Source organism: Pseudomonas sp. IB20, from assembly GCF_009707325.1.
Taxonomy (GTDB): Bacteria; Pseudomonadota; Gammaproteobacteria; order Pseudomonadales; family Pseudomonadaceae; genus Aquipseudomonas.
Genome location: NZ_CP046103.1, coordinates 3,058,187 through 3,076,771 on the forward strand (window position 1 = coordinate 3,058,187; position 18,585 = coordinate 3,076,771).

The 18,585-nt window shown below is 59.3% G+C and carries 16 protein-coding genes; 9 read left to right on the plus strand and 7 right to left on the minus strand.

What is annotated here, in order from left to right:
- Positions 1 to 16: 16 nt before the first annotated feature.
- From crcB to GJU48_RS14120, 4 genes are read right to left on the minus strand one after another with little or no spacing between them, the layout of a single operon-like run.
- Positions 17 to 391 (minus strand): fluoride efflux transporter CrcB, encoded by a 375-nt coding sequence (gene crcB, locus GJU48_RS14105; RefSeq protein ID WP_034120232.1) that lies wholly within the window; start codon positions 389 to 391, stop codon positions 17 to 19.
- Positions 391 to 1,713 (minus strand): replication-associated recombination protein A, encoded by a 1,323-nt coding sequence (locus tag GJU48_RS14110; protein WP_094950636.1) that lies wholly within the window; start codon positions 1,711 to 1,713, stop codon positions 391 to 393. The genes crcB and GJU48_RS14110 overlap by 1 nt, the downstream gene beginning before the upstream one ends.
- 27 nt (positions 1,714 to 1,740) lie before the next feature.
- The gene (gene lolA / locus GJU48_RS14115; protein ID WP_094950635.1) at positions 1,741 to 2,364 is read right to left on the minus strand and encodes an outer membrane lipoprotein chaperone LolA; all 624 of its coding nucleotides are present in this window, start codon (positions 2,362 to 2,364) and stop codon (positions 1,741 to 1,743) included.
- A gap of 54 nt (positions 2,365 to 2,418) precedes the next feature.
- Positions 2,419 to 4,824, minus strand: a complete 2,406-nt coding sequence (locus tag GJU48_RS14120) for a DNA translocase FtsK (RefSeq protein WP_094950634.1) — start codon at positions 4,822 to 4,824, stop codon at positions 2,419 to 2,421.
- A 497-nt stretch (positions 4,825 to 5,321) separates the two neighbouring features.
- Here GJU48_RS14120 and aat point away from each other — a divergent pair, with 497 nt between their 5' ends.
- The 3 genes from aat to infA all read left to right on the plus strand — a co-directional run bounded on the left by aat (position 5,322) and on the right by infA (position 7,085).
- Complete coding sequence (gene aat, locus GJU48_RS14125) at positions 5,322 to 6,002, plus strand: leucyl/phenylalanyl-tRNA--protein transferase (protein WP_094950633.1); 681 nt, start codon at positions 5,322 to 5,324, stop codon at positions 6,000 to 6,002.
- Positions 6,003 to 6,058: 56 nt separating this feature from the next.
- Positions 6,059 to 6,766: an arginyltransferase gene (locus GJU48_RS14130; protein WP_094950632.1), complete on the plus strand. Its 708-nt coding sequence runs from the start codon at positions 6,059 to 6,061 to the stop codon at positions 6,764 to 6,766.
- A gap of 100 nt (positions 6,767 to 6,866) precedes the next feature.
- On the plus strand, positions 6,867 to 7,085 hold the full coding sequence (gene infA / locus GJU48_RS14135; protein ID WP_002553999.1) for a translation initiation factor IF-1: 219 nt from the start codon (positions 6,867 to 6,869) through the stop codon (positions 7,083 to 7,085).
- 227 nt (positions 7,086 to 7,312) lie between these two features.
- Here the strand turns inward: infA and clpA are convergent, their stop codons facing one another.
- Both clpA and clpS read right to left on the minus strand, forming a co-directional pair.
- The gene (gene clpA / locus GJU48_RS14140; protein WP_094950631.1) at positions 7,313 to 9,583 is read right to left on the minus strand and encodes an ATP-dependent Clp protease ATP-binding subunit ClpA; all 2,271 of its coding nucleotides are present in this window, start codon (positions 9,581 to 9,583) and stop codon (positions 7,313 to 7,315) included.
- A 29-nt stretch (positions 9,584 to 9,612) separates the two neighbouring features.
- Complete coding sequence (gene clpS, locus GJU48_RS14145) at positions 9,613 to 9,981, minus strand: ATP-dependent Clp protease adapter ClpS (protein WP_060755656.1); 369 nt, start codon at positions 9,979 to 9,981, stop codon at positions 9,613 to 9,615.
- A gap of 224 nt (positions 9,982 to 10,205) precedes the next feature.
- Here clpS and cspD point away from each other — a divergent pair, with 224 nt between their 5' ends.
- Complete coding sequence (gene cspD, locus GJU48_RS25480) at positions 10,206 to 10,508, plus strand: cold shock domain-containing protein CspD (RefSeq protein WP_094950647.1); 303 nt, start codon at positions 10,206 to 10,208, stop codon at positions 10,506 to 10,508.
- 75 nt (positions 10,509 to 10,583) lie between these two features.
- Here the strand turns inward: cspD and icd are convergent, their stop codons facing one another.
- Entirely contained in the window at positions 10,584 to 11,840 is a 1,257-nt protein-coding gene (icd, locus tag GJU48_RS14155) for an NADP-dependent isocitrate dehydrogenase (RefSeq protein WP_094950630.1), read from the minus strand.
- Positions 11,841 to 12,333: 493 nt separating this feature from the next.
- Here icd and GJU48_RS14160 point away from each other — a divergent pair, with 493 nt between their 5' ends.
- The 5 genes from GJU48_RS14160 (at position 12,334) to purB (ending at position 18,530) form a co-directional block, all read left to right on the plus strand.
- Positions 12,334 to 14,559, plus strand: a complete 2,226-nt coding sequence (locus tag GJU48_RS14160) for an NADP-dependent isocitrate dehydrogenase (RefSeq protein WP_094950629.1) — start codon at positions 12,334 to 12,336, stop codon at positions 14,557 to 14,559.
- A gap of 226 nt (positions 14,560 to 14,785) precedes the next feature.
- Complete coding sequence (locus GJU48_RS14170; protein ID WP_094950628.1) at positions 14,786 to 15,232, plus strand: NUDIX hydrolase; 447 nt, start codon at positions 14,786 to 14,788, stop codon at positions 15,230 to 15,232.
- Between the two features lie 59 nt (positions 15,233 to 15,291).
- On the plus strand, positions 15,292 to 16,416 hold the full coding sequence (gene mnmA / locus GJU48_RS14175) for a tRNA 2-thiouridine(34) synthase MnmA (protein WP_094950627.1): 1,125 nt from the start codon (positions 15,292 to 15,294) through the stop codon (positions 16,414 to 16,416).
- Positions 16,413 to 17,036, plus strand: coding sequence for a high frequency lysogenization protein HflD (gene hflD, locus GJU48_RS14180; RefSeq protein WP_094950626.1), 624 nt, complete (start codon positions 16,413 to 16,415; stop codon positions 17,034 to 17,036). The genes mnmA and hflD overlap by 4 nt, the downstream gene beginning before the upstream one ends.
- 123 nt (positions 17,037 to 17,159) lie before the next feature.
- A complete protein-coding gene (gene purB, locus GJU48_RS14185; RefSeq protein ID WP_094950625.1) occupies positions 17,160 to 18,530 on the plus strand; it encodes an adenylosuccinate lyase in 1,371 nt (456 codons plus the stop codon).
- Positions 18,531 to 18,585 lie beyond the last annotated feature (55 nt).

Sequence of the window (18,585 nt, forward strand, 5' to 3'; positions counted from 1 at the left end):
GTCGGTCTCTCGTTTATCAAAGTTTGGTCAAGGACAGGCCGGCCCAGGTGGCGAGCAGCCCGCCGAACACGCTGATGCCCAGGTACCCGAAGGCCACCAGAGCTTGCCCGCTTTCCAGCAGGCGCAACGTATCCAGTGAAAAGGATGAAAAGGTCGTCAGACCGCCTACAAAGCCGACAATCAAGCCGGCGCGAATCTCAATCGGCACTTCCGGGCGCAACAGGAACCAGCCGTACAACAGCCCGATAATCAAACAACCCACCAAGTTGACCGCCAAGGTCGCCGCATAAAAATGCTTTGGCCAGTTGGCGCTCACCCACGTACTGGTGGCGAAACGCAATAATGTACCAGCGATGCCGGCTACGGACACGGCAAGAATCGTCTTGAGCACTACTTTCTCCGCTGTTTGGGGCTGAGGCGATCGAGTTGAGCCAGGTGATTGAGCTTTTCGCCGATCTTCAGTTCCAGGCCACGGGGCACCGGCTGGTAGAACGGCTGTGGTTCCAGCTCATCGGGAAAATAGTCTTCGCCGGCGGCATAGGCGTCCGGCTCGTCATGGGCATAACGGTATTCGTCGCCGTAGCCCAGCTGCTTCATCAGCTTGGTCGGGGCGTTGCGAAGGTGCAGCGGCACTTCCAGCGAGCCGTGTTCGGCGGCGGCGCGCAGAGCCGACTTGAAGCCCATGTACACCGCGTTGCTTTTCGGCGCGCAAGCCAAGTAGGTGATGGCCTGGGCCACCGCCAACTCGCCTTCCGGGCTGCCCAGGCGTTCCTGCACTTCCCAGGCAGCGAGGCACAGGCTCAGCGCGCGCGGGTCGGCGTTGCCGATGTCTTCACTGGCCATGCGCACCACGCGGCGCGCCAAGTACAGCGGGTCGCAGCCGCCGTCGATCATCCGCGCAAACCAGTACAACGCACCGTCGGGGTTGGAGCCGCGTACGGATTTGTGCAGCGCCGATATCTGGTCGTAGAAGGCTTCGCCGCCCTTGTCGAAGCGCCGGCGAGTGTCGCCGAGCAGGCTTTGCAACAGGTCGACGCCAATCTCGCTGTTGTCTTCGGCCAGGTCGGAAGCGTTCTCCAACAGGTTGAGAAAGCGCCGACCGTCGCCATCGGCGGCGCTCAGCAAAATCTTGAAACCTTCGTCGCTCAAGCTCAACTGGCGCTTGCCCAAGCCCTTGTCTTCGCTCAACGCACGCTGCAACAGCTTGCGCATCGCCGCTTCGTCCAGGCTCTTGAGCACATAGACACGGGCACGCGACAGCAAAGCGTTGTTGAGTTCAAACGAGGGGTTTTCAGTGGTAGCGCCGATAAATATCAGCGTGCCGTCTTCGACATAGGGCAAAAACGCATCCTGCTGCGACTTGTTGAAGCGATGCACTTCGTCGACGAACAAGATGGTGCGCTTGCCGTATTGCCCGGCCTGCTGCTTGGCGACTTCCACTGCCTGGCGGATCTCCTTGACCCCGGCCAGCACGGCCGACACCGTTTCGAAGTGCGCATCCGAGACTTTCGCCAGCAGCCGCGCCAGGGTGGTTTTACCCACGCCCGGCGGCCCCCAGAAAATCATCGAGTGCAGCGCACCCTGCTCCAGGGCTTCGCGCAGAGGCTTGCCGCGAGCGAGCAGGTGTTCTTGCCCGACGTACTCATCCAGGTTGGTCGAACGCAAACGCGCGGCCAAGGGTTGAGCAATCGGGTCACTTCGAAACAAATCCATGGGCAGCGCTTGAAACCTCTCGGCAGGTTATTCCTGGATCACGTCGGCACCCTTGGGGATGACGAACTTGAACTTGGATGCATCCACAACGCCGTTGGCCTTGACCGCGGAGAACAGGATATCGGTGCGCTGACCGACGCTGTCGATCAGGCGCATGTTGTTGATCACACCGTTGCCAAACGACAGTTGCAGGCTGTCAAACAGCGTGTCCTTGGATTTGGGCTTGAGGGTGAACTCAATCACGTTGCTGGTTTGCTTGGAGGTGATCTCGAAGCTGTCGCTGATCTTCGACACATCGCCCGACAGCAACAGCGCCGGGGTCTGGTTCAGGCGTGGGTCGAGTTTCTTGATGGTCGCCTGTTCCAGGTCAGGGTCCCACAGGGTGACTTTCTGGCCGTCGGACACGATGGTCTGCTCGTTCGGCGCGTCGGTTTTCCAGTAGAAAAGGCCTGGGCGCTGCACGGCCATTTCACCGGCGGTTTCCTGCAACTGAGTGCCGCCGCCATCCAGGGTCAACTGGGAGAAGCGCGCGGTCAGGGTCTTGGATTTGTCCAACAGGTTGGTCAGGCTGGCCACGGAAGCGGGGTCGGCGTGAGCCGAAACAGCGGTCAGGGCCAGGGCTGGCAACAACAGCATGCGGATAAGACGCATGGGAATCCTCATTGAGTCGTTAGGGCGTGCCGCGTGTTGCCACGCGGCACGTGATCAGTCGCGCATCTGCCCGGGGGCGATGACTTCGCGCGAGCCGTTAGTGTTCATTGCAGTCACGACGCCGGCGTTTTCCATGGATTCGATCATGCGGGCGGCGCGGTTGTAGCCGATTTTGAGTTTGCGCTGCACCGCGGAGATCGAGGCGCGACGGCTTTCGAGTACGAAGGCCACGGCCTCGTCGTACAGCGCATCGGTTTCAGCGTCATCATCACCGCCGCTGCCACCGTCGAAGCCGCTGCCGGCCTCTTCGACACCGGCGAGGATGTCGTCGTTGTATTCCGGTGCGCCGCGCAGTTTCCAGGCCTCCACCACACGGTGTACTTCGTCATCGGAAACGAACGCGCCGTGAACCCGGATCGGCAGGCTGGTGCCCGGCGGCATGTAGAGCATGTCACCGTGGCCCAGCAGTTGCTCGGCGCCGCCCTGATCGATGATGGTGCGCGAGTCGATCTTGCTGGAAACTTGGAACGCCATGCGCGTAGGAATGTTGGCCTTGATCAGACCGGTGATCACGTCCACCGACGGCCGCTGAGTCGCGAGAATCAAGTGAATACCGGCAGCACGTGCCTTCTGGGCGATACGTGCGATCAGTTCTTCAACCTTCTTGCCGACGATCATCATCATGTCGGCGAATTCGTCGACCACCACCACGATGGTCGGCAGCTTGACCAGCAGCGGCGCTTCGTCGTGAATATTTTCGCGTTTGTACAACGGGTCGGTCAGCGGCGTACCGGCGTCCTGGGCTTCCTTGACCTTGGCGTTGAAGCCCGACAGGTTACGTACGCCCATCTTCGCCATCAGCTTGTAGCGGCGTTCCATCTCGGCCACGCTCCAACGCAGGGCGTTGGCGGCGTCCTTCATGTCGGTGACCACCGGGCAGAGCAGGTGCGGAATGCCTTCGTAGATCGACAATTCCAACATCTTCGGGTCGATCATGATCAGCTTGGCGTCATCCGGGCCAGACTTGAACAGGATCGACAGGATCATCGCGTTCACGCCCACCGACTTACCCGAACCAGTGGTACCGGCAACCAGCAAGTGCGGCATTTTCGCCAAGTCGGTGATTACTGGCTTACCACCGATATCGTGGCCCAGGGCCAAGGTGACCGGGGATTTAAAGTTGTCGTATTCCGGCGTCGACAGCACTTCGGAGAAGCGCACGATCTGACGGTCTTCGTTGGGAATCTCGATGCCCACGGTGGTCTTGCCGGGGATCACTTCCACCACGCGCACACTGGTCACGGCCAGGGAACGGGCCAAGTCTTTCGCCAGGTTGGAGATGCGGCTGACCTTGACGCCAGCTGCCGGCTGGATTTCGTAACGGGTGATGACCGGGCCTGGGTGGATCGAGTCCACCGAAACTTCGACGCCGAATTCCTTGAGCTTGATTTCCAGCAGGTGGCCGACAGCCGCCAGGGATTCCGGGGAATAGTTGAGCTGTTTCTTTTCGGCTGGGTCGAGGATCGAGATCGGCGGCAAGGTGCCTTCCACGGCGCTGTCGACAAACAACGGCGCCTGTTTCTCTTTCTGTACGCGATGGCTCGGCTCGGGGGCTTTGGGCGGCGCCGGGGCGATCACGGGCGGCACCTGCTTCTCGCGGTCCGACATGTGTTTGCTCAGAGCTTGCTCGCGCTCGATCAAGCGCTCCTTGACCTTGGCTTGCTCGCGCCGGTCCGGTGTGCTCGGGGCCACCACCTCGTTGACGCGGGTGTCCACCTCACGCAGTTGCGCAACCATGCGTTTGCGATCAACGCGGGCCGACCACCAACGGTTGGCCGCGCTTTGGAACAATTCGAGCAGGTCGAGGGTGATCTTGCCGGTCACGTCCATCACCTTGAACCACGACAGGTCGGTGAACACCGTGAGGCCGAACAGGAACAGCGCGATAAACATCAAGGTGCTGCCCTGGATGTTCAGGGTCTTGCGCGCCAGGTCGCCCAGGCTTTCGCCCAGCGCACCGCCTGCGCCCGCCGGCAAACCGGTAGGTGCGTGGAAATGAATATGCGCCAGCGCTGCGCCAGACAGCACCAGGAACACCAGGCCGATCAGGCGCCAGGAGAACAGCCAGCCGCTCCACTGCCACGGCTCGTGACGCTGACGGAAGATCTGCCAGGTCTTGATCGCCAGCAGCAGCGGGAAGATGTAGGCGAAGTAACCCAGCACCATGAACAGGATATCGGCGCTGTAGGAGCCGGCAGGCCCGCCGAAGTTCTGCACGTCTTCGATCTTGCTGTTGTGGCTCCAGCCCGGATCGTCCTTGCCATAGGTGAGCAAGGCCATCATCAGGAACAGGCACAGGGCGCCGATGGCGATCAGCGCCCCTTCCTTGAGTCGGTAGTGCAGGTGCTGGCGCCAGGCCGGCACGACTGCTGCTTTAGGTGTTGCGGCGGATTTCTTCAAAACGGGTCTTTTCCTGCGCCTTTAGCGCGTCCATCGTTGAATGACTGCACACTACTGCTCAATCCGAGCAGCTGAAAAATGAACGAACGTCGTTGAATCTACTTTTAACACTGGGTGATGACTGGGTGAAATGGCGATAACGCCACAATGGCCGCATTGTACGGGTTTGCGCCCGCGATGCCACGCCCTTGCCTATCAGCCAGCAGCCTGGACAATTGAAGTGTCACAGCATGTTCAATTTGAGCATGCATTGTCTTTGCTGACAAAGGCTTATGAGCTGTTTTTAGCAATCCAGGCAAGCTTGGCAAATGGCCTGCATGCGCCAGACCCGATTACGACCGCGTGTACGGGGCAGAGTTGCAGCAACACGCGCTCACGCTAATCCTGATGAATACCCGATTCGGGCTGGTCCCACAGCGCTGTGTCGACAATAATCACCCCTCGCGCGGCAGGTGACATACCCGCCACTCCCCTCCCCTTCCGTAAGCCTGGATGCCATGCTGACCTGGTTGCAACGCGACTCACTGACTTTTCCACCGCTGGCCAAGGCCATGCGTGAACCCAATGGCCTGCTGGCCGCCGGTGGCGATTTGTCAGCCGAACGGCTGGTTCAGGCCTACCGCCACGGCTGCTTTCCGTGGTTCTCTGAAGGCCAGCCGATCCTCTGGTGGTCGCCGGACCCACGCACGGTGATATTTCCCGACGAACTGCATGTCTCGCGCAGCCTTGGCAAACTGTTGCGCCAGCAGCGTTACACCGTCACCTTCGACCAGGACTTCGCTGCCGTCATCCAGGCGTGCGCTGCGCCACGCAGCTATGCCGATGGCACCTGGATCACCGAAGGCATCCAAAGCGCCTACCTGGCGCTGCACCAGCGTGGCTACGCGCATTCCGTGGAGGTGTGGGACCAGGGCGAGCTGGTCGGCGGCCTGTATGGCCTGGCGATGGGCCAACTGTTCTTTGGCGAATCCATGTTCAGCCGTGCCGACAACGCGTCGAAATTCGGCTTCGCCACACTGACGCGGCAGTTGCAGGCCTGGGGTTTCGTGCTGATCGACTGCCAGATGCCCAATGACCACCTGCACAGCCTGGGCGCCCGCGCCATACCACGCAGTGAGTTCGCGGCTTTCTTGCATAACCATTTGGACCAACCCAGCTCTGGACCGTGGGTTTCCTAGGCGACATCCGCGCACGTGGCTTACACTTATTTCAAAGCTTACCCCGAGGGTTGATCATGACCGAGCTGGCGCGCTTGAAGTTTTATGCCACTCAAGCCCACTCTTGCAGCTATCTGCCCGACGAGCAGGCCACCACGCTGTTCCTCGACCCCAGCCAGCCAATGGATGTGCATGTGTATTCCGACCTGTCCGAGATGGGTTTTCGGCGTAGCGGCGACCACCTGTACCGCCCCCATTGCCAGAATTGCAATGCCTGCGTGCCGGCACGTATCCCGGTTGCGCAATTTTTGCCGGACCGCAATCAGAAACGCATCCTCAAGCGCAATGCCGACCTGACAATCACCGCCACCAAGCCGCATTTCAGCGAAGAATATTTCGACCTTTACCAGCGCTACATCGAGCAACGTCATGCCGACGGCGACATGTTCCCGCCCAGCCGCGATCAGTTTTCGACGTTTCTGGTGCGTGACCTGCCCTTCTCGCGCTTCTACGAGTTCCGCCTGGACGGGCGCCTGCTGGCGGTAGCCGTAACCGACCTGCTGCCCAATGGCCTGTCGGCGGTCTACACCTTCTATGAGCCGGCCGAAGAACGCCGCAGCCTGGGACGCTTTGCGATCTTGTGGCAAATCGGCGAAGCCCTGCGCCAGGAATTGGAAGCGGTGTACCTCGGATACTGGATCAAAAACTGCAAAAAGATGAACTACAAGACCCAATATCGGCCCATCGAGCTACTAATTAATCAAAGATGGGTAACGCTTAACTAGAACCCCTTGGCTTAAACACCCTTTTTCGGGCACAATGCACGCCGCTTTTGCCTGGCGCAGTTGCACCGGGCCATTCACTGGATACCGAGGGCTTTACTGCATGTCGAAAGAAGACAGCTTCGAAATGGAAGGCACTGTCGTCGACACCCTGCCCAACACCATGTTTCGTGTGGAGTTGGAAAATGGGCACGTCGTAACCGCGCATATCTCCGGCAAGATGCGCAAGAACTACATTCGTATTCTTACCGGCGACAAAGTGCGCGTCGAGCTGACGCCCTATGACTTGAGCAAAGGGCGCATCACTTACCGCGCTCGTTAATCAAGTCAATACAAAACGCCCGGTTCTGCCGGGCGTTTTTGTGTGCGCGCTATTTCCCAAACACCTCAGGTGTCAATGTGGGAGCTGACTTGCCTGCCCCCACATTTGACCCCCATCGTTTTCAACAGAATGGGAGCTGACTTGCCTGCCCCCACATTTGACCCCCATCGTTTTCAAGACAGCAAAAAGGCGCCTTTCGGCGCCTTTTGCTTTGTTGCAGCCCGCTGTCAGGCCATTTCAGCCGTGGTTTCGAACTCGAAGGTCAGCTCGCCGTCCTTCAAGTCGATGTGCACCACGCCGCCATGGTCGGCAAGCTCGCCAAACAGGATCTCTTCGGCCAATGGCCGCTTGATCTTGTCCTGGATCAGTCGCGCCATTGGGCGAGCGCCCATTGCCGCGTCGTAGCCACCTTCGGCCAGCCAATTGCGCGCCGCGTCCGTGACGTCCAGCTGCACGCGCTTGTCTTCCAACTGCGCTTGAAGCTCGGTAAGGAACTTGTCCACCACGCTTTTGATGACCTCATGGCTGAGGCGACCAAACTGGATAATGGTGTCCAGGCGGTTGCGGAACTCCGGCGTGAAGCTCTTCTTGATCACTTCCATCGCATCGGATGAGTGATCCTGATGCGTAAAGCCAATCGAAGCCCGCGCGGCCGTTTCGGCACCGGCGTTGGTGGTCATGATCACGATCACGTTGCGGAAGTCTGCCTTGCGCCCGTTGTTGTCGGTCAGGGTCCCGTGGTCCATGACCTGCAGCAGCAGGTTGAAGACTTCCGGGTGGGCCTTCTCGATTTCATCGAGCAGCAATACGCAGTGCGGCTGCTTGGTGATTGCCTCGGTCAACAGACCGCCCTGGTCGAAACCGACATAGCCCGGAGGCGCACCGATCAGGCGCGACACAGTGTGACGCTCCATGTATTCGGACATGTCGAAGCGTACCAGCTCGATGCCCATGGCCTTGGCCAACTGCCGCGCCGCTTCGGTCTTGCCGACGCCGGTCGGGCCTGCGAACAGGAACGAACCGACTGGCTTGTCCGGCGACTTGAGGCCCGCACGCGACAACTTGATCGCGGTGGACAGCGCGTCAATGGCAGCATCCTGGCCGAACACGGTGAGCTTGAGGTCGCGCTCCAGGTTACGCAGCAGCTCCTTGTCGGAACTGTTGACGTGTTTTGGCGGAATACGCGCGATCTTCGCCACGATGTCCTCGACTTGAGGCACGTCGATGCGCTTCACGCGCTTCTCGACCGGCTGCAGGCGCTGGTAGGCACCCGCCTCGTCAATCACGTCGATGGCCTTGTCGGGCATGTGCCGGTCATTGATGTAGCGCGATGCCAGCTCAGCAGCGGCACGCAACGCTTCATCGGTGTACTCGATGCCGTGGTGCGCTTCGAAACGCCCTTTGAGCCCGCGCAGAATGCCGATGGTGTCTTCTACCGAAGGCTCGGACACGTCGACTTTCTGGAAGCGGCGCGCCAAGGCACGGTCTTTCTCGAAAATGCCGCGGAATTCCTGGAACGTAGTCGAACCGATGCAGCGGATATCACCCGACGACAGCAACGGCTTGAGCAGGTTGGAGGCGTCCATCACCCCACCGGAGGCCGCACCGGCACCGATGATGGTATGGATCTCATCGATAAACAGGATCGCCTGCGGGCGTTTTTTCAGCTCGCCGAGCAGCGCCTTGAAGCGCTTCTCGAAATCGCCACGGTACTTGGTCCCGGCGAGCAACGCGCCCAGGTCCAGGGAGTAGACGACGCTGTTAGCCAGCAGGTCAGGCACCTGATTATCGACAATGCGCTTGGCCAGGCCTTCGGCAATCGCGGTCTTACCCACGCCCGCCTCACCCACCAGCAACGGATTGTTCTTGCGACGACGCGCGAGGATCTGCGCTACACGCTCAACCTCAAGCTCGCGCCCCACCAGCGGATCGATCCGCCCCTGGCGCGCCAGTTCATTGAGGTTGCTGGCATAGGCATCCAGTGGATTGCCCGAAGAAGAAGACTCACCACCCTCGTCGTCCTGCATCTCTTGCTCACCCTCGGAATGATCGCCGTGCCCAGGCACTTTGGAGATACCGTGGGCGATGTAGTTGACGACATCAATACGGGCAACGCTCTGCTGTTTGAGCAGGAACACCGCTTGGCTTTCCTGTTCGCTGAAGATCGCCACAAGCACATTGGCGCCTGTGACTTCACGCTTACCGGAGCTCTGTACGTGGAACACAGCGCGCTGCAATACCCGCTGGAAGCCCAGGGTTGGCTGGGTTTCGCGGTCCTCGTCGTGCACGGGGATCAGTGGCGTAGTGGAGTCGATAAACTCCTGCAGGTCATGCTTGAGTTTGTCGAGGTTGGCGCCGCACGCACGCAGAACGGTGGCGGCAGCTTCGTTATCCAAAAGTGCCAGCAGCAGGTGTTCGACGGTCATGAATTCATGACGCTTCGAACGAGCCTCCTTGAAGGCAAGATTGAGGGTGACTTCGAGCTCGCGGTTTAACATAGCTTCACCTCATACCCAAGTGGTCGGCGTTAACCGTCCTTCTCGATTTCACAGAGTAGCGGATGCTGGCTTTCCCTGGCGTACTGGTTGACCTGCATTGCCTTTGTCTCGGCGATGTCACGGGTAAACACTCCACATACTGCCCGTCCTTCTGTGTGAACGGCCAGCATTACCTTGGTCGCCAACTCGCGGTTCAGGTTAAAAAACACCTCGAGCACTTCGACCACGAAATCCATCGGTGTGTAGTCATCATTGAACAAAACCACCTTGTACATCGGCGGCGCCTGTAGAGCGGGCTTCGCCTCCTGAACAGCAATGCCTGCAGAGCCGTCCTCGTCATGTTCCTGATCCGGGCGATCCTGATTGAATGTTAGTCGAATCTGGCTGTTTGCATGCATGGAAAGAAAGGTTCGTCAGTGGTTCAAATACAGTGGTGGGGGCGACCTGCCGGAATTTCAACTCTGACTATACGGTCGCCTTGACTATCGGCAAATCGGTGTTACAACCAATAGAGCCCACAGTGGGTAAAAAAGGTCCGCGCAGTCAACCTTATTTATTCGGGTTAGGACGGATAAACTGGATGATACTCCAGTGATGGAGTCTGGTGCAGAGGGATATGGTTATGTCTGGCGTCAAGATCAACGGCAAGGTCAAGTGGTTCAACAATGCTAAGGGGTATGGATTCATTAATGCCGAAGGAAATCCCGATGAGGATCTTTTTGCGCATTACTCAGCGATTACCATGGAGGGATACAAGACGCTGAAGGCGGGTCAAAAGGTGGAGTTTGACATCATTCAGGGCCCCAAAGGCCTGCACGCTGTCGAAATTTGCGCAGCATGCGCGGCCGAACCTGGAAAGGCCCACGACGAAACCCACGAAAAGGAACTAAAGGCTACCCCTTCAAAACAGAAACAAACGGCCTGATCAGCGCTTGAGCAACTCAAAAAAAACCGGCTGTCCTGATTCTTCAGGATCGCCGGTTTTTTTATAGCCTTAGACTCACATATGCGAAATCAACGCATCGCCAAAGCCAGACGACGACACCAACTTGGCACCCTCCATCAAGCGCTCAAAGTCGTAGGTCACGGTCTTGGCCGAAATGGCGCCATTCGTGCCTTTAATGATCAAGTCTGCCGCTTCAGTCCAGCCCATATGACGCAGCATCATTTCTGCCGACAGAATCAATGAACCCGGGTTTACCTGGTCCTTGCCTGCGTATTTGGGCGCCGTGCCATGGGTGGCCTCGAACATGGCCACGGTATCCGACAGGTTGGCACCCGGCGCAATACCGATACCGCCCACTTCCGCCGCCAGGGCATCGGAGAGGTAGTCACCATTCAAGTTAAGGGTGGCGATCACGTCATATTCGGCCGGACGCAGCAGAATCTGCTGGAGCATGGCATCAGCAATAGCGTCCTTTACCACCACATTCTTGCCGGTCTTCGGGTTCTTGAACTGCATCCAAGGGCCACCATCGAGCAAGGTCGCACCAAATTCTTTCTCGGCGATACCGTAGGCCCACTCTTTGAAGGCACCTTCGGTGAACTTCATAATGTTGCCTTTGTGCACGATGGTCAGCGAATCACGGTCGTTATCCACTACATATTGCAGGGCTTTACGCACCAGGCGCTCGGTGCCTTCTTTGGAGACCGGCTTGATGCCAATCCCGCAATCCTGGTCGAAACGGATCTTGGTGACGCCCATTTCCTCCTTGAGGAATTTGATCACCTTGATCGCTTCCGGCGAGCCGGCCTTCCATTCGATACCGGCGTAAATATCCTCGGAGTTCTCACGGAAGATAGTCATATCGACGTCGCCAGGTTTCTTGACCGGGCTGGGCACGCCTTCAAACCAACGCACCGGGCGCAGGCAAACATACAGGTCGAGTTGTTGGCGCAGGGCCACGTTCAGCGAACGAATGCCACCACCGACCGGTGTGGTCAGCGGCCCCTTGATGGAAACCACGTAATCTTTGACCGCATCCAGGGTTTCCTGGGGCAGCCAGGTATCCTGATCGTAGACTTGAGTCGCTTTCTCGCCGGCGTAAACCTCCATCCAGGAGATTTTTCGCTTGCCGCCGTAGGCCTTTTCAACAGCTGCGTCGACCACCTTGATCATCACCGGGCTGATGTCGACGCCAATACCGTCGCCTTCTATATAAGGGATGATCGGTTGGTCAGGAACATTGAGAGAATGGTCTGCATTGACGGTGATTTTGTCGCCGACTGCCGGAACCTGAATCTTCTTGTATCCCATGCTGAACTCCATCTATGGATTGAACATCTGGCTGCGTTCGAGCCTACTCCAGATAAATGGCGACTGAAACCTCGCGCCATGCTCATTTGCATCGAAAACAGCATATTTAGTCGCCTACAAGCCTGAAAGCAAAGGCAAAATCGCCAATCTTGAGCACATCGTGCGACTTTGGTAGCACTTGGGCCCCTGCGACCTTTAGACCAATGGACGACACACCTTTTGTATGAAGGCTCGGCGTAAGCATAGCGACCTATGTATAATGCCGCCGCTGACCCAAGAGTCACGACCGCTGACCGCTCTAGACAGTAGCCTTCAGCCAGAAAGCAGGGCTATTACAATAGCCCACCCGCTTGACGCTCGACTGATGCAACCCAACATCACCGCGAAGAAACCTCGACATTTCGCTCATGGATGACTTTGAACGAACGCGCTCCACCCGGCGCATCTCGAGTTTCTGCGCACGCTTTCAGCAAAGAAGAGAGTTAATCCGAATATGCCCACCCGCTCGAAGATCATCTACACCTTCACCGACGAAGCCCCAGCCCTCGCCACCTATTCACTGCTGCCTATCGTAGAGGCCTTCACCGCTTCCGCTGATATTGCTGTGGAAACCCGCGACATCTCCCTCGCCGCGCGCATCCTCGCAAGCTTCCCCGAGCAACTGGGTACACAGGCTATCCCGGACCACCTCGCCGAACTGGGCGACCTGGCCGTTACGCCTGAAGCCAACATCATCAAGCTGCCTAACATCAGCGCCTCGACCCCGCAGCTGCAAGCCGCGATCAAGGAACTGCAGGCCCAGGGCTACGCCCTGCCGGACTACCCGGAAACCGTAACCACCGACGCGGAAAAAGAAACCCGCGCACGTTACGACAAGGTCAAGGGCAGCGCCGTGAACCCGGTACTGCGCGAAGGCAACTCCGACCGCCGCGCACCGCTGTCGGTCAAGAACTATGCGCGCAAGCACCCGCACAAAATGGGCGCCTGGGCTGCCGACTCCAAGTCGCACGTCGCGCACATGAACAACGGCGACTTCTACGGCAGCGAAAAAGCCGTACAGATCGAAGCCGCTGACGCCGTGAAGATCGAGCTGATCGCCAAAGACGGCACTGCGACCGTCTTGAAAGAAAAGACCTCGGTAAAGGCCGGCGAGATTATCGACACCGCCGTGCTGAGTAAAAAAGCCCTGCGCAGCTTCATCGCCGCTGAAATCGAAGACGCCAAGAAACAAGGCGTGCTGCTGTCGGTTCACCTGAAAGCCACCATGATGAAGGTCTCCGACCCGATCATGTTCGGCCAGATCGTTGCCGAGTTCTACAAAGACGCCCTGGCCAAGCACGCCCCGTTGCTTGCACAGATCGGCTTCAACCTGAACAACGGCATCGGCGACCTGTACGCTCGCATCAAGGCTTTGCCTAGCGATCAACAAGCGCAGATCGAAGCTGACATTCAAGCGGTCTACGCCGCTCGCCCATCGCTGGCGATGGTCAACTCCGACAAAGGCATCACCAACCTGCACGTGCCGAGCGACGTCATCGTCGACGCCTCGATGCCGGCCATGATCCGTGACTCCGGCAAAATGTGGGGCACCGACGGCCAACTGCACGACACCAAGGCTGTGATCCCGGATCGCTGCTACGCCACCATCTACCAGGCGGTGATCGAAGAGTGCAAAGCCAACGGCGCCTTCGACCCAACCACCATGGGCAGCGTGCCAAACGTTGGCCTGATGGCGAAAAAAGCCGAAGAGTACGGTTCCCACGACAAGACCTTCCAGGTCAAGGCTGACGGCGTTGTCCGCGTCACCGACAGCAAGGGCAACCTGCTGATGGAACAGAAAGTCGAAGCCGGCGATATCTTTCGCATGTGCCAGACCCAGGACGCGCCGATCCAGGACTGGGTCAAGCTGGCCGTCAACCGTGCCCGTGCCAGCAACACCCCGGCCATCTTCTGGCTGGACCCACAGCGCGCGCACGACGGCGTCGTGGTCGAGAAGGTTCAGACCTACCTCAAAGACCACAACACCGACGGCCTGGACATCCGCATCATGTCGCCGGTCGACGCGATGAAGTTCACGCTGGAGCGTACCCGCAAGGGCCTGGACACCATCTCGGTGACCGGTAACGTATTGCGCGACTACCTGACCGACCTGTTCCCGATCATGGAACTGGGCACCAGCGCCAAGATGCTGTCGATCGTGCCGCTGATGAACGGCGGTGGCCTGTTCGAAACCGGCGCCGGCGGTTCGGCACCGAAACACGTGCAGCAACTGGTTGAAGAAAACTTCCTGCGCTGGGATTCCCTGGGCGAGTTCCTGGCCCTGGCAGCTTCCCTTGAGCATTTGGGTGTTACTTACAACAACCCGAAAGCCCTGGTGCTGTCCAAGACCCTGGACCAGGCCACCGGCCAGTTCCTCGACAACAACAAGTCGCCATCGCGCAAAGTCGGCAACATCGACAACCGCGGCAGCCACTTCTACCTGGCGCTGTACTGGGCTCAAGCCCTGGCCGCCCAGACCGAAGACACTGCACTGCAAGCGCAGTTCGGCGAACTGGCCAAAACCCTGAGCGACAACGAGGCGACCATCGTTGCCGAACTGAACGCCGTACAGGGCAAGCCAGTGGATATCGGCGGCTACTACGCGCCGAGCCCAGAGCTGACCAGCAAAGCCATGCGCCCAAGCGACACCCTCAACGCGGCGATTGCCAAGTTGAAGTAAGGTTGTAAGGATGCAAAGAAGCCCCGGCCCCGTGCCGGGGTTTCTGTTTGTGCCCAGCACCGATTTGATTGGGTTTCTCCAGCCACCCCCAACTTGAGGCCGCTTTATGACCTGGCAACCCCACATCACCGTCGCCACCATTGTCGAAGACAACGGCCGCTTCCTTGTTGTGCCCAGCACCGATTTGATTGGGTTTCTCCAGCCACCCCCAACTTGAGGCCGCTTTATGACCTGGCAACCCCACATCACCGTCGCCACCATTGTCGAAGACAACGGCCGCTTCCTGATGGTCGAAGAGCTCAAGGGCGGGCGCGCCGTGCTCAATCAGCCGGCCGGCCACCTGGACCCGCATGAAACCCTGACCGAGGCCGCCGTGCGTGAAACCCTCGAAGAAACCGGTTGGGACGTGGAAGCCACCGGCATCGTCGGGATCTACCTGTACACCGCACCCAGCAATGGCGTGACCTATCAGCGCGTGTGCTTCATCGGCAAGCCCCTGAAACACCACCCGCACTACCAGCTCGACGAAGGCATCGTGCGCGCCCGCTGGCTGACCCGTGATGAGCTAATGGCCCTGCGCGACGACTGGCGCAGCGAGCTGATCATCCGCTGCATCGATGATTATCTGGCAGGTGTGCGCCACAGTCTGGAATTGATCCGCCCTTCTCTTTAGCCTTGCGGGCGCGAGCCTGCTAGAATCGCGTCCTTTTTCAAGACACCCGTTGAAACCCTATGCGTGATCCAGCCCCTTCTGACACACAAAAGAAGCGCGTCATCGTCGGTATGTCCGGCGGCGTGGATTCTTCCGTTTCCGCCGTTCTGCTCATGGAGCAGGGTTATGAGGTGGAAGGCCTGTTCATGAAGAACTGGGAAGAAGACGATGGAACGGAATATTGCACCGCCATGGACGACCTGGCCGACGCCCAGGCCGTTTGCGACAAGATTGGCATCAAGCTGCACACCGCCAACTTCGCCGCCGAGTACTGGGACAACGTGTTCGAGCACTTCCTGGCCGAATACAAGGCCGGCCGCACGCCGAACCCGGACATCTTGTGTAACCGCGAAATCAAGTTCAAGGCGTTCCTCGACTACGCCATGATCCTCGGCGCCGACCTGATCGCCACTGGCCACTACGTGCGCCGTCGCGACATCGACGGTCGCACCGAACTGCTCAAGGGCCTGGACCCGAACAAGGACCAGAGCTACTTCCTGCACGCCGTCGGCGGCGAACAGATCGCCAAGACCCTGTTCCCGGTGGGCGAGCTGGAAAAACCCGAAGTGCGCAAGATCGCCGAGAAACACGGCCTGGCCACCGCCAAGAAAAAGGATTCCACCGGGATCTGCTTTATCGGCGAGCGCCGCTTCAGCGACTTCCTCAAGCAGTACCTGCCGGCACAGCCGGGCGAAATCAAGACCACTGAAGGCGACGTCATCGGCCGCCACCATGGCCTGATGTACCACACCATCGGCCAACGCCAGGGCCTGGGCATCGGCGGCTTGAAAGACGCCGGTGAAGAGCCGTGGTACGTGCTGGTTAAGGATCTTGAGAACAACGTGCTGATCGTTGGCCAAGGCAATGAACACCCGCTGCTGTTTTCCGGCGCCCTGCTCGCTTCCGAGATCTATTGGGTCAACCCGATCGACCTGAGCACCCCACGCCGCCTGACCGCCAAAGTGCGTTATCGCCAAAGCGACCAGCCCTGCACCCTGGAAAAAACTGCCAACGGCTATCGCGCCACCTTTGATGACCCGCAACGCGCGGTCACGCCTGGCCAGTCCGTGGTGTTCTACGACGGCGAAATTTGCCTGGGCGGCGGCGTGATTGAAGTCGCCGAAGCCTGGAGCAACCCAGCATGAGCCCGACCCAGGAGCAATTGACCGCACTGGGCGGGGTTTTCCTAGCCGCGGTGCTGGTCGACAAGATCGCCAAGACCGGCCAGGTCACCGAGGCGGGCCTGACCTGCATGCTCGGCAGCCTGCTGATCCGCGACCCCAAGGACACCCTGGAAGTCTACGGCGGCGACGATCTGACACTGCGTGAAGGCTATCGCGCGCTGATTGGCGCGCTGGAGCGCGACCCCAGCACCCTGCAGCGCGAGCCCTTGCGCTACGCCCTGTCGATGCTCGGCCTGGAGCGCCAATTGGCCAAGCGCGAGGACATGCTGGAAACCATCGGCAAACGCCTGCCGCAGATCCAATCCCAAGTGGAACACTTCGGTCCGGCTCACGAAAACGTGATTGCCGCCTGTGGCGCGCTGTACCAGGACACCTTGAGCACCTTGCGCCAACGGATCCAGGTGCACGGCGACATGCGCAACCTGCAGCAACCTAACAACGCCTCGAAAATCCGCGCCCTGCTCCTGGCCGGTATTCGTTCGGCACGGTTGTGGCGGCAGTTGGGCGGTCATCGCTGGCAGCTGGTGATCAGCCGGCGCAAATTGCTTAAAGAGCTTTACCCGTTGATGCGCAACGAATAAGTCGCAGCAACCCGATTTTTATAGCCTCACGCGTAATACGCCGGTCAGTTGGCAACGGACCGGCGGATTTTTTCATGTATGATACGCGCCCCATTTCGTTGCCCGACTGTCCGAGAACACCCCATGCAGCTCTCTTCGCTCACTGCGGTTTCCCCTGTAGACGGCCGCTACGCCGGCAAAACCCAGGCCCTGCGCCCTATTTTCAGCGAATACGGCTTGATCCGTGCTCGTGTTATGGTTGAAGTGCGCTGGCTCCAGCGCCTGGCCGCTCACCCTGCCATCAGCGAAGTGCCGGCGTTTTCCGCCGAGGCCAACGCCGTGCTGAACACCCTGGCGGAAAACTTCTCCCTGGAGCACGCCGAGCGTGTGAAAGAGATCGAGCGCACCACCAACCACGACGTTAAAGCCATCGAATACCTGCTCAAAGAGCAAGCGGCCAAGCTGCCGGAACTGGCTAAGGTCAGCGAGTTCATCCACTTTGCCTGCACCAGCGAGGACATCAACAACCTGTCCCACGCCCTGATGCTGCGCGAAGGCCGTGATGAGGTGATGCTGCCGCTGATGCGCCAGACCGCCAACGCCATCCGCGAACTGGCGATCCGTTTCGCCGACGTGCCGATGCTGTCGCGCACCCACGGTCAGCCGGCCTCGCCGACCACCCTGGGCAAAGAATTGGCCAACGTGGTGTACCGCCTGGAGCGCCAGATCGCTCAAGTGGCCGCTGTACCGCTGCTGGGCAAGATCAACGGCGCCGTGGGCAACTACAACGCCCACATCTCGGCCTACCCGGAAATCGACTGGGAAGAAAATGCCCGCGCCTTCATCGAAGACGAGCTGGGCCTGGGCTTCAACCCGTACACCACGCAGATCGAACCGCACGACTACATCGCCGAGCTGTTCGACGCCATTGCGCGCTTCAACACCATCCTGATCGACTTCGATCGCGATATCTGGGGCTACATCTCCCTGGGCTACTTCAAGCAGCGCACCATTGCCGGTGAAATCGGTTCCTCGACCATGCCGCACAAGGTCAACCCGATCGACTTCGAAAACTCCGAAGGCAACCTCGGCATCGCCAACGCCCTGTTCCAGCACCTGGCCAGCAAGTTGCCGATCTCCCGCTGGCAGCGCGACCTGACCGACTCCACCGTACTGCGCAACCTCGGTGTGGGCTTTGCTCACAGCGTGATCGCGTACGAAGCCAGCCTCAAAGGCATCAGCAAGCTGGAACTCAACGAGCAGAAAATCGCCGCTGACCTGGATGCGTGCTGGGAAGTATTGGCTGAGCCGATCCAGACCGTGATGCGCCGCTACAACATCGAAAACCCCTACGAGAAGCTGAAAGAATTGACGCGCGGCAAGGGCATCAGCCCTGAAGCACTGCAAACTTTCATCGACGGCTTGGATATGCCAGCCGCCGCCAAGGCCGAGCTGAAACTGCTCACCCCGGCCAACTACATCGGCAACGCGGTGGCCCAAGCCAAACGCATCTGATGTAGCGCAAGCCCTCTTGAGACGCCCGGCCGCGCCGGGCGTTTTTATTCCTGTC

What these genes read in the sequence shown, in the direction of transcription:
- GJU48_RS14110 (WP_094950636.1), bottom strand. Translation starts at nt 1,713, where the DNA reads ATGGATTTGTTTCGAAGTGACCCGATTGCTCAACCCTTGGCCGCGCGT.
- lolA (WP_094950635.1), bottom strand. Translation starts at nt 2,364, where the DNA reads ATGCGTCTTATCCGCATGCTGTTGTTGCCAGCCCTGGCCCTGACCGCT.
- aat (WP_094950633.1), top strand. Translation starts at nt 5,322, where the DNA reads ATGCTGACCTGGTTGCAACGCGACTCACTGACTTTTCCACCGCTGGCC.
- GJU48_RS14130 (WP_094950632.1), top strand. Translation starts at nt 6,059, where the DNA reads ATGACCGAGCTGGCGCGCTTGAAGTTTTATGCCACTCAAGCCCACTCT.
- infA (WP_002553999.1), top strand. Translation starts at nt 6,867, where the DNA reads ATGTCGAAAGAAGACAGCTTCGAAATGGAAGGCACTGTCGTCGACACC.
- clpA (WP_094950631.1), bottom strand. Translation starts at nt 9,583, where the DNA reads ATGTTAAACCGCGAGCTCGAAGTCACCCTCAATCTTGCCTTCAAGGAG.
- clpS (WP_060755656.1), bottom strand. Translation starts at nt 9,981, where the DNA reads ATGCATGCAAACAGCCAGATTCGACTAACATTCAATCAGGATCGCCCG.
- cspD (WP_094950647.1), top strand. Translation starts at nt 10,206, where the DNA reads ATGTCTGGCGTCAAGATCAACGGCAAGGTCAAGTGGTTCAACAATGCT.
- icd (WP_094950630.1), bottom strand. Translation starts at nt 11,840, where the DNA reads ATGGGATACAAGAAGATTCAGGTTCCGGCAGTCGGCGACAAAATCACC.
- GJU48_RS14160 (WP_094950629.1), top strand. Translation starts at nt 12,334, where the DNA reads ATGCCCACCCGCTCGAAGATCATCTACACCTTCACCGACGAAGCCCCA.
- GJU48_RS14170 (WP_094950628.1), top strand. Translation starts at nt 14,786, where the DNA reads ATGACCTGGCAACCCCACATCACCGTCGCCACCATTGTCGAAGACAAC.
- mnmA (WP_094950627.1), top strand. Translation starts at nt 15,292, where the DNA reads ATGCGTGATCCAGCCCCTTCTGACACACAAAAGAAGCGCGTCATCGTC.
- hflD (WP_094950626.1), top strand. Translation starts at nt 16,413, where the DNA reads ATGAGCCCGACCCAGGAGCAATTGACCGCACTGGGCGGGGTTTTCCTA.
- purB (WP_094950625.1), top strand. Translation starts at nt 17,160, where the DNA reads ATGCAGCTCTCTTCGCTCACTGCGGTTTCCCCTGTAGACGGCCGCTAC.